The sequence below is a fragment of the Armatimonadota bacterium genome, assembly GCA_025059775.1.
In the GTDB taxonomy this organism is placed as follows: domain Bacteria; phylum Sysuimicrobiota; class Sysuimicrobiia; order Sysuimicrobiales; family Sysuimicrobiaceae; genus Sysuimicrobium.
In genome coordinates this window covers 1-10,064 of sequence record JANXCW010000026.1, presented here as the reverse complement: position 1 = coordinate 10,064, position 10,064 = coordinate 1, and the positions used below count along the sequence as shown (strand labels likewise).

Annotated in this window: 9 protein-coding genes; 7 read left to right on the top strand and 2 right to left on the bottom strand. The window is 69.3% G+C overall.

The genetic code is table 11. The annotated features are described in order from the left end of the window. On the bottom strand, positions 1 to 845 hold an 845-nt coding region (locus tag N0A24_11945; GenBank protein ID MCS7174052.1), incomplete at its 3' end, for an Ig-like domain-containing protein. Between the two features lie 394 nt (positions 846 to 1,239). Between N0A24_11945 and N0A24_11940 the strand changes: the two genes are divergently transcribed. The 5 genes from N0A24_11940 to N0A24_11920 all read left to right on the top strand — a co-directional run bounded on the left by N0A24_11940 (position 1,240) and on the right by N0A24_11920 (position 6,899). Next, positions 1,240 to 2,610 (top strand): S8 family serine peptidase, encoded by a 1,371-nt coding sequence (locus tag N0A24_11940; protein MCS7174051.1) that lies wholly within the window; start codon positions 1,240 to 1,242, stop codon positions 2,608 to 2,610. Between the two features lie 441 nt (positions 2,611 to 3,051). Then, entirely contained in the window at positions 3,052 to 4,041 is a 990-nt protein-coding gene (locus tag N0A24_11935) for a hypothetical protein (protein ID MCS7174050.1), read from the top strand. A gap of 106 nt (positions 4,042 to 4,147) precedes the next feature. Beyond that, positions 4,148 to 4,696 (top strand): RNA polymerase sigma factor, encoded by a 549-nt coding sequence (locus tag N0A24_11930; protein MCS7174049.1) that lies wholly within the window; start codon positions 4,148 to 4,150, stop codon positions 4,694 to 4,696. Positions 4,697 to 4,713: 17 nt separating this feature from the next. Beyond that, a complete protein-coding gene (locus tag N0A24_11925; GenBank protein MCS7174048.1) occupies positions 4,714 to 5,271 on the top strand; it encodes a zf-HC2 domain-containing protein in 558 nt (185 codons plus the stop codon). A gap of 233 nt (positions 5,272 to 5,504) precedes the next feature. After that, positions 5,505 to 6,899: a S8 family serine peptidase gene (locus tag N0A24_11920; GenBank protein MCS7174047.1), complete on the top strand. Its 1,395-nt coding sequence runs from the start codon at positions 5,505 to 5,507 to the stop codon at positions 6,897 to 6,899. A 2-nt stretch (positions 6,900 to 6,901) separates the two neighbouring features. Here N0A24_11920 and N0A24_11915 read toward each other — a convergent pair whose 3' ends face one another. Then, positions 6,902 to 8,401 (bottom strand): hypothetical protein, encoded by a 1,500-nt coding sequence (locus tag N0A24_11915; GenBank protein ID MCS7174046.1) that lies wholly within the window; start codon positions 8,399 to 8,401, stop codon positions 6,902 to 6,904. Positions 8,402 to 8,535: 134 nt separating this feature from the next. Here N0A24_11915 and N0A24_11910 point away from each other — a divergent pair, with 134 nt between their 5' ends. Together N0A24_11910 and N0A24_11905 are read left to right on the top strand one after the other, a co-directional pair. After that, positions 8,536 to 9,129 (top strand): hypothetical protein, encoded by a 594-nt coding sequence (locus tag N0A24_11910; protein ID MCS7174045.1) that lies wholly within the window; start codon positions 8,536 to 8,538, stop codon positions 9,127 to 9,129. Positions 9,130 to 9,141: 12 nt separating this feature from the next. Further along, positions 9,142 to 10,064: Ig-like domain-containing protein (locus N0A24_11905; protein MCS7174044.1), on the top strand; the 923-nt coding region annotated here is incomplete at its 3' end.

Sequence of the window (10,064 nt, the reverse complement as noted above, 5' to 3'; positions counted from 1 at the left end):
GCAGCCAACACCGTCGGCCCCACCGCGGGCGCCCCAAAGTCGGTGGCGTCTAGAACCCCCGGGGTCACGGACACTAGCCAGTTCACCCCCTCCACTAGTAGCGCCCCACCGAGGTCCACGTACGGATTGCCCCCTAAGACCGCCTGTTCCCCCGTGTAGGTGGCGCTGATGATCACCGCCCCCGCAAGCCCCACAGGGCTCCCGAAGGCCTGGAAGGCACGGAAGAAACGGTCCGGAGACCCACCGGTGGTGGCAACCGAGGGGCAAACGACGGGCACAGCATCATCGTCCCCTACTAATGAGGAGGGGACTACGGGCCCGTTGTCGCACACGGTGCCATCCTGCAGGAACACCGCGTTCACCGTGGTGGGTGGAGTCGTCCAGAACCGGGTGGTGAAGGAGAACGAGAAGCCCGTGCCCCCTAGCTGCACCCCCGTGGCACTCGCCACCTGCGGCTGCACCGTCACCGTGTAGGTCGTCGAGCTATTGAGCACAAGCCCCGTCAACTCCACCGCGTTCCCACCCGCCAGGATGGTGCACGCCGTGGGACCCGCCACAGGCGCTGGCGCGATCAAGATATTCCCCGCCGCGCACGGATTCCCCGGACCCGCGTTCGCCACCGCAGCATTGAAGGTAATCCGGATCACCGTGGTCGGCGCTACCCCTGTAGCCCCGCTCGCCGGGACCGTGGCCGTCACGCTAAACGTGGGAGCCGGAGGGGGCGTGGGAGGAGGGGGGGTCGGAGTGGGGGTCGCCGGAGCCGTCGGTGCCGCTCCGCAGGCCGCAGCCACGAGGGCCGCCACCACAGCTAGGGCAGCCCCCTGAAACGCACGAAATCGGGCCATCTCCTTACCTCCTTTCGTCGCAGTCTTCTGCGTGAATTGAGATTCACAGAACCCCCAGGAGTCCTCCTGAGGTTTTCTCCCGGCGGGTCGATCTCCCCACCGCCCGTTCCTCTCCTTCACCCCCTTTCCCGGGCTCGCCTCGTGGGATCTAAGATTCCGTCTGTTCAGTCGCTCCCCGGGGCCCAAAGGTTCAATCCCCCAGCCCCGAGGACCGATGTTAATTTTTGCACGATTCATAGATCCCCTGCAAGGGGAAGATGGCCTGGCCCCCTGGCGGCAAAAGAGCTATTCCGGGCCCTCAGGAGGGAGCGTACCCGCAGGATCCTGCCCCGGACCGGGCCCGTAGGGAGAAAGAGTGAAGAAGGATGTAGAATCGGTGGGAGGAGCCGGGAGCATGCGTATCCGCTACTTGTCTTTCCTCTTGGGGTTCACCCTGGTGACTTCCGGGTGCGGGCTTCTAGCCCCGTGGATCCCGCAGCCCTCTATTCCGGAGGCCTGCCTTCCCCTCTCTCAGGTCTTTGCCGGGACCCCCTCCCCGCGGCGGGGCGGGGAGGGTCAGGAGCCCGGGGGGTATAGGGGGAGGTCCGGGAGGCAGGAGCACGCCACGGACCGGGTGCTGGTGCGGTTCCGGCCGAGTGCGCAGCTCGCTGAGGTCCAGGGGCTTCTGGGTCCGTTCGGGGGAGAGGTGGTCCGGGAGATAGCGCCCCTCCGGACGCGGGTCATTCGGGTAGCCCCGGGGAGGGCGGAGGCGGCGCTTGCGGCCTTTCGGAGATCCGGGGCTGTGGAGAGCGCGGAACCCGATGCCCCTGTCTTCCTCCAGCGGGAGCCCAACGATCCCCTGTACCGCTACCAGTGGCACTACCGGAGCGTCCGCCTGCCGCAGGCATGGGCGTGCACGACGGGCTCGAGCGAGGTGGTGGTGGCGGTGATCGACGACGGGATCACGGACCACCCGGACCTCCGGGGGATCCCGGTGGGGGGGTTCGACTTCGTGGACGGGGATGGGGATCCCCGCTGGCCGGGGTGCTGGATGTCCCCGGAGACGTTCAGCCACGGGGTGCACGTGACGGGAGTGATCGCGGCTCTCACGAACAACGGGATGGGCGGGGCGGGGGTGAATTGGGGTCCGGGCGGGGCCCGGATTCTTCCCCTCCGGGCTTTCGGGTCCTGCCCCGAGGACGGGGGCTTTGTCTCGGACGTGGTGGCGGCCATGGTGTATGCCGTGGACCGGGGGGCCCAGGTGATCAACATGAGCTTCGCGACCCCATACTTCAGCGAGCTCCTGGCCGCGGCGGTGCGGTACGCATACCAGAGAGGGGTGGTGATGGTGGCCGCCGCGGGGAACACCTACTCCGGCCCGGTCGAGTACCCGGCCCGGTTCCCGGAGGTGATCGCGGTCGGGGCGGTGAACTGCCGGAACGAGCGCGCGGTCTACTCCGCGGAGGGGCCGGAGGTGGAGGTGGTGGCCCCCGGGGGGAGTTCGGTGACGGAGTGCGCGATGGACGGCTCCCCGGACGGGGATCTCGTGCTCAGCGCCAGTACAAGCCTCGCCCAGGGCCACGGGTACTTCCGGGCCCAGGGGACCTCCCTGGCCGCCCCGCACGTCTCCGGGGTGGTGGCCCTGATGATGAGCCGGGGGATCCGGGGGGTGGAGACGATCCGGCAGCGGTTGCGGGCCACGGCCCTCGACCTGGGAGAGGCAGGGCGGGATGCCCGGTTCGGGTGGGGGCTTCTCAATGCGCAGGGTGCGGTGGGAGCACGGTAAGTTCAGGCCCAAATGCCCCCGGCATCCAGGAAGGCGGGGCAGTTCCGTTGTAGAACTTCTTGAGGGACACCCAGTCCTGAAAGGAGGGAGTCATGGTGAAGCGGAGGCGGAGGATGTTCTCGGTGCTGGCGATGCTGGCAGGACGTGACGTACCAACCCTAGGGAGGAGAGGGGACGTGGGATCTCCCGATCCAGAGGGCCTCTCCGGAGCCGGAGGAGGCAGATGAGGGAGCGCTGCAGGTCAGGGAGAATGCATTGAGAGGTCGACTGGCCCGAGGGTTCTGTTCGGGGCTGAGGAGCGGGTGGGGGATTGCCGGAGCGGTCTTCCTCGTTTACCTGCTGACGTCCCGGCCCTCCACTCCTTATAATCATTACGTTCTTCTGGCCCATGCCTTCCTCGAGGGGCGCCTTTTCCTAATAGATCCTCCGCCCTGGCTGGAGGTGGCCAGGTACGGGGAGCGGGCTTTCGTGATCAATCCTCCGGCTCCGGTGCTGTTCGTGCTGCCCTTCGTGGCGGTCTTCGGCACCGCTACGAACCAGACGATCATCTCCGCCGCGGTGGGGGCCTCGGCGGTGGGCCTGTTCTGGGTGGCTACCCGTCGCCTGGGATGGGACCCTGTCGCCTGTGTCCTTACCACCTGGCTTGTCGCCTTCGGGACGAACCTGTGGTGGGCCTCCACGGACGGAAGCCTGTGGACATTCGCCCACGCCGCCGCGGTCTTCTTCCTGATGGCGGCTCTGGCAGAGGCAGCTGGAAGGGGACGGCCCTGGCTTGTGGGGATGCTCGTGGGGCTCGGGGGTCTTTCCCGACTCCCCACGTTCCTCACGTTTCCCCTCTTTGCCTATCTCCTCACCCGGGAGATCCAGGACCCCGGACGTCGCATCCGGGCCCTGGTCGCCTTCGGTCTGGGGCTGGGAGCCATGGCGGCTCTCTACCTGCTGTACAACTTCGCCCGGTTCGGAACCGTGCTCGACCTGGGGTACTACCACCCGCAGTACTTCCAGGAGCCATGGTTCACCCAAGGGCGCTTCGATCTCCGCTATGTTCCCCGCCATATCCATGCCATCCTGTTCGCGGGGCCAGTGTTCTCTAACTCCTTCCCATTCGTGCGGCCGTCCCTTGTGGGGATGGGGCTCTTTTTGACGACCCCGGCCTTCCTGTACGCCTTCCGCTGCCCGCTCCGGGGCCTCTCGGGGGCTGCCGCGGTCGCCACGGCACTCACCGCGATCCCCCTCGTGACCTACGGGATCACCGGCTGGAGCCAGTTCGGATACCGGTTCAGCCTGGACGTGCTCCCCATGCTGGCAATCCTGACAAAGGGCGGTCTGGGGAATCCGCTCCGACCCCTTCCCCTGGCGTCCGTGGCCGCCAGCACCTTCATCAACCTGTGGGGAACCCTTTCCTTCAACCGGCTGGGGTGGGCTGTCTAATCCGTCTCCTCCCTGCGGCGTTGAACCTGCAGGCCCGGGTTTGCGACCAAATTCTAGGGGAAGGTGCAGGGGCTCGGGCCGGGCCGCCGAAGCTCTTGGGGAGGTCATGAGAGACGAGGAGCTGCTGCGGCTCATCGCCCAGAAGGATCCCACAGCCTTCCGGGAGTGGTACGACCGGCACAGCCAGGCGGTGTACGGCTACCTGTATCGGCTTCTGGGAGACGGGCACGCGGCGGAGGATGTATTGAGCGAGGCCATGTTCGCGGTGTGGCTGGAGGCGGCCCGGTTTCGGGGAGAGTGCCGGCCGCGGACGTGGCTGTTCCGCATCGCGCGGAACAAGGCGGTGGAGTGGATGCGGCGGCGGGCCGCGGCCCGGGAGAACCCGGACGGGGGGATCTGGGAGTCCGCGGTGTGCGAGTTCGAGAGGATGGACACCCGGCTTGCGGTGGAGCAGGCGCTCCGGGATCTGCCCCGGGAGCATCGGGAGGTGGTGGAGCTCGCCTTCTTCTTCGGCTTCCCGTACGAGGATATCGCCCGGATCCTAGGCTGCCCGGTGAACACGGTGAAGACCCGGATGTTCTGGGCCAAGCGCAAGCTCCGGCGGGCCCTCGGACCTCCGGAAGAGCACAGGGAGGAGGCCCAACGAGGAACGTGACTCCGGAGCACGAGCGGGTGCGATCACTGCTCCCCTGGTACGCAGCGGGGGCCCTGGAGAGGGCCGAAGCCGCTGCGGTGGAGGCGCACCTGCACCTATGCTCTCGGTGCGCGCAGGACCTGCAGGTCCTTGTGCGGCTGCGCGGGGCTCTGCACGACCTCTCCACCTCCCTTCCCTCACCCTCCTCCGAGGTGCTCGACCGCACCTGGATGCGCATCCTCCGGTATGAGCGGGAGCACCCCCCGCGGGAGGTCGTCCGGCTCGTGCGCCCCCTTGTGGCCCTCGCTGCCGCGGTGGGGATGGTGATGGCCGGGATTGCCCTGAGGGGCGATCCCTTGGTGACCCTCGGCGTCGCCCGTGAGGAACCCGCTCCCACACTCCAGGTGGTGTTCCACCCGAGGACCCCGGAGGAGGAGATCCGGGCTCTGCTGCAGGAGATCGGGGGGACCATCGCAGAGGGTCCCCGGGCGAGCGGGCTCTACCGGATCCGCCTGCGCCGGGACGTGGATCCCGAGCAGGTGATAAGGCGGCTGCGGCGGGAGGGGACGATTCTGTTCGTGGAACGCGAGCCTTAGGGATGCGTCCTGTTTCCTCGGCTGGTCTTCTCCTGATCCTCCTCGCGGTGGTGGTCTCGCCCGCGGTCCGGCCCCTCGCCTGGGCCACGGGGAAGCCGGATGTTCCCGCTCCTCCAGGGAGCCCCGGAGGCCCCCCTCCGGCCCCTCCTCCGCATCCGGGAGTTCCCGGCTCCCGGGAATTCCCGAGTGGGGGGCAGGTGCCGGTCTCCTCCGCGGCGGCGGGGGGAGTCCGGGTGACGCCCGAGAGCGTGGGGTTCGAGGGTTGGGGGCATACCGCCGCGGTAGAGCCAGGCCGGCCCCTGCGGGCGAGGGTGCTCGTGGAGGCAGACCGGAGTGCGGAGGTGAGGGTCCGCTGGCAGGTGGACGGAGAGGTAGTGGGGGAGACCCGGAGCCAGGTGGACCAGGGCCGAAAGACCTTCCTGAGTCCTCCCCTCCCCACCGGAAGGCCGGGCCGGTACGTCCTCGATGCCCTCGTGGAGGGTGGCCGGACGTTCGCCACGTCCTACATGGTCCTAGGCAAAGAGGGACCGGACCGGGTGCCGGACGAGGTGGTGGCCCTTCTGGATCCTGTTGAGGGGCTCCCGGAACGGGTCGCTGTCCAGGTCGGACTCGCCGTGGTCCGGGTCCACGCCCTCCCGGCCACCGGGGAGACCCTCGTCACCTACCGAATCCCTCCGGGGCAGGACCCAGAGGCCGTGCTGGAACGGCTTCGGAGGATCCCGGGTGTGCGGTCCGCGGATCGGGTGGCCCTCCTGGAGGGAGCCGCGGGCGGAGATCTGCGGAGTCTGCAGTACGCACCCGTCCTCCTCCAGGTCCCCACTGCCCTCCGGTGGACGCAGGGAAGGGACGTCCCCATTGCCCTGGTGGACACCGGGGTGGACGTGGCGCATCCGGAGTTCGAGGGTCGGGTGGTCCGGGCCGGGGATGTGACCGGCTCCCCCTACGAGCCCGAGGTGCACGGCACCGCGGTGGCCGGGGTGATCGCGGCCCGGCAGAGGATGACCGGGGTGGCCCCGGGAAGCCGGATCCTCGCCCTCCGGGCCTGCGTCGCGGTCCGGAGAGGCGGGATCGAGGCCCGTTGCCGCACGGATGAGGTCATCCGGGCCCTCGACCTCGCCGTACGGCTCGGGGCCCGGATCCTCAACGTGAGCCTTGGGGGCCCCCCGGACGCGGCACTCGGATGGGTGGTGCAGAGGATCCTCGAAAGCGGGATCCTCGTGGTCGCCCCGACGGGGAACGGGGGAGAGGGTCAGACCCCTCCCTACCCCGCGGCCGTACCGGGGGTGGTGGCCGTGGGAGCCACGGACCGCGGGGACCGGCGGGACCCCACCAGTACCCCGGGGGCGTTCCTCTCCGTGGTGGCTCCGGGGGTAGACATCCTCACCGCGTTCCCGGGCGGACGGTATCTCTTTGTCTCCGGGACCTCCTTCGCCGCAGCCCACGTATCCGGAGCCGCTGCTCTCCTCCTGGAACTCTCCCCGGGCCTGGGGCCCAAGGCCGTGCGGGTGGCCCTGGAGCGGACCGCCCGGGACCTGGGCCCCCCCGGATTCGACCCACAGTACGGGTGGGGGCGTATCTCCGCCTGCCGGCCCCTGGAGCTGACCACAGGCACTGTCCGGTGCCGCTAGCCTCAGGGTGAGAGGAAGACCGTCCGGCTGTAGGACTCCCGGATCATGCGGGGGATGGGCTCCCGGGCGAGGGCTGCGGAGGGCTGCATCCGGAGGAGAAGCGGCGCGCGGAGGAGACGGACCCCGGCAGTGCTCCCCACCGGCCCCGTGCGGCCGAGGACCCAATCCGCGGGCTGCTCCGCGTCGTTTGCGTAGACGTAGACAAAGGAGCCGGGGCGTAAGAGGGGGAACGGGAGGCGGGCGCTGTTCGCGTTCCCCCCGCGTACTCCGACCCAGACCGGCCGGCCCGCGGAGTCCCGCAGGTTCACCTCGTGGACCCCTGCCCCCGGCACCGGGGTCCACCGGAAGGAGGAGGTTCCTCCGTCCCACGACGGAGATCCGGGGGCCGGGAGGTACGAGACGAGGATGGAGCCATCCCGGAAGGGGGAGCGCGTAATGGAGACCTCGCCGGTCCCGTCCCGGATGGTGGCGTCGTAGGCATAGCCCAGGGCGAACACGTCCACAAAGGGACTGCCCGCGCCCAGCACGGGCGGAACCGGCACTTCCTGCTGCACCGCCAGCTGCCCGATAAAGGGGCCGGTGTAGGCCTGGGCGAGTTCGAGGTCGTCGAGTTCTCCTGGGGGTCGGGCGAGGAGGTACACGAAGCTGAAGCCGTTGCGGCCCAGGGCCCGCAGCACGTCCCGGGCCGAAGGGTCGTAGAGCAGCAGGAGACTCGTGGTCACGGGCACCATCCGGACCGTGCCCACCTCCGCGCTCCGGTCCGCCGGAAGGCTCACCGAGGGGAGTAAGGCGTACTCCCGGAAGAACCGGACATCCCCGAGGGAAGACCGGCCCGTATAGTTGCCTGCGAAGAAGGGGCGTACGGAGCCGTGACGGACTACGGAGTCCGTCCACACCTCAAACCCGCCGTCGTCGTTCGTGATCCCGGAGTCCAGCCAAGGCGGGCTTGTCCGGCTCCCATACGCCCCCCACCACACGAATCCGATGGTCCCGGGACCTCCGGGCCGCTCGCCGAGGGGGGAGAAGCCCGGTTGAGGCAAGCCCATGGAGTCGAGCAGCCGGCCCTGGACCGCGGGCCTCGCCTGAGATGTCGGGGGAGGAGGTCCCCCAGGTTTCCGGAGGGGGAGGGAGATCCGCAGCGGGAACGGGGTCTGCGCGGTGTGCAGGTCGTACACGGAGAGAGCCGCGGCCCCGATCTCCTCGGGAGGAAGGACATGGATCGCGTAGGCAAAGGACCCTCCCAGGCCCGTGTCGAAGGCTCCGGAGGCGTCCGTGTAGACCACCACGGTCCGCTCCGCGGTTTCCACCGTGACCCGGGCACACCGCACCGGCTGGCCCGAGACCTGGCCGTCTGTGCCCCTGCCCTCTACTACCACCCCGCGCAGGGTGTTGGTCCCGGGAGGCGTGGGTCCGGTTGGGCATGCGGCGCCAGAAGGCCCTCCGAACCCTCCGCACGCGCTGAGGGCAAGGGCCGCGACTACCAAGACCACTACCTGCCGCATCGTCGTCTCCGTTTCCTAAAAATTTAACGCCTGGAGGCCGAAACCCTGGCTCCGGTTCGGAACACTCCGGCACCGGTGAACCGCGGCGGCCCGGGGGGCGTCTATTGGTGTAGAATACCGCGAGGAGGTTGAGGGTGCTCCGGGCCGTTGTGCTGTGGTGTTTCGTTGTCCTCGTGCTGGCCACGGGAGCGGCGGCGCAGGGGGACGGCCGAGTGCTCACGGTCCGGGTGCACTTGGGCGGCCCCGTGGACGACGGACCGGAGGCGGGGCGGTACTACGTGGCCTTCAGCACCCTGCCGGGACTGCTCACAGGCCCCTCGCCCAGTGGGGAGAACTGGACGCACTACGCCCTGTACTATCGGGGCCGGTTTTTCTTCGCGACCCGACGCACCGTGGACCTCCCACCGTTTCTGTTCCGGACCACCCTTCCGCCGGAACCCTGTACCTGCGGCAGTGTGAGCCCAGACCGCAAGTCCCTGAGGGTGGAGGTTCCCTTCTCGCGTCTGCTGGACTCGGGCCGGCTGCAGGGACCCGTGAAGGTCAACGTGGTCACCACCGACCGGTGGAACCGGCCCCTGGACGCCCTGGGACGTGGGGTGGAGGATTCCCTGGGGTTTGTTTCCTTCGACCCGGGTCGGGATGTGATGGTGCAGAGGGAGGCGCAAGCGGGGAACGCCCCGCCGGCTTACGACGTCGTGGGGGTGGAGATCACCCTCCAGGCTCCCTGAGGAGGTGCACCGATGCGGTGGTTGGCACTGGTCCTGTCCGCGGCGCTCCTGGTGGGGTGCGCGGAGTCCAACCTGATCCGGGGAACGGCCACGGACCGGATCCCGCCCGCGGTGACGGCCACGGAGCCCGCGAACGAGGCCCAGAACGTCACGGAGGCCCGGATCACCATTACCTTCAGCGAGCCCATGGCTACGAACACCGTGCAGCTGCGCGCGAACCCCAGTCTCACCCTGGGGGCCCCCACCTGGTCTAACGGGAACCGGACCGTGACCTTCGTCCCCTCCGACCTCCGGCCCAACACCCCCTACACCGTCACCGTCACGGGCCGGGACCTGGCCGGAAACGACCTGCAGCAGCCCTATACCCTGCGGTTCACCACGGGTTCCATCCTCCAGGCCGGTGCGGTGATCGAGGGCCTGCTGCGAGGCCGGGTGTTCGCGGGTCCGGACGAGCGGGTGTACGCGGTGTTCCTAGCCTATCTCGTGAGCCTCGGGGATCGGGCCGCAGCGACCCTCACGGAGGACCAGCGGAACCTCCGGGAGACCCTGGAGCGCACCGCGCCGGAAGCGGTGCGCAAGGTGCGGGAGTTCCTGAGCCAGCACCCAGCCACGGTACGGGACCTAGCGGAGTACGCCCTGTGGCTCACCCCCGACCTGCGGGTGGGCCCTGCCCCGCAGCCCGTGCAGGGGACTTCCCGCACACTCACTCCTGCCTCCCCCCAGCCCGCGCGTCCAACCTCCTCCCCTACCCCCACGAGCCCCACGTCCACTCCTGGTCCCTCCTCCCGCTCCGGCCTGCGGGGTGCTAGCGCCGGGCCAGGCGTCCCAGCGGCCCAGGCCAGCCCTTCGCCCCCCAGCCCCTCCTCAGCCGCGGGCCAGGCTAGGGGCGGAGTGGTGCAGCGGCTGAGTGGGTTCGACGCGGTGATCCGGGAGCT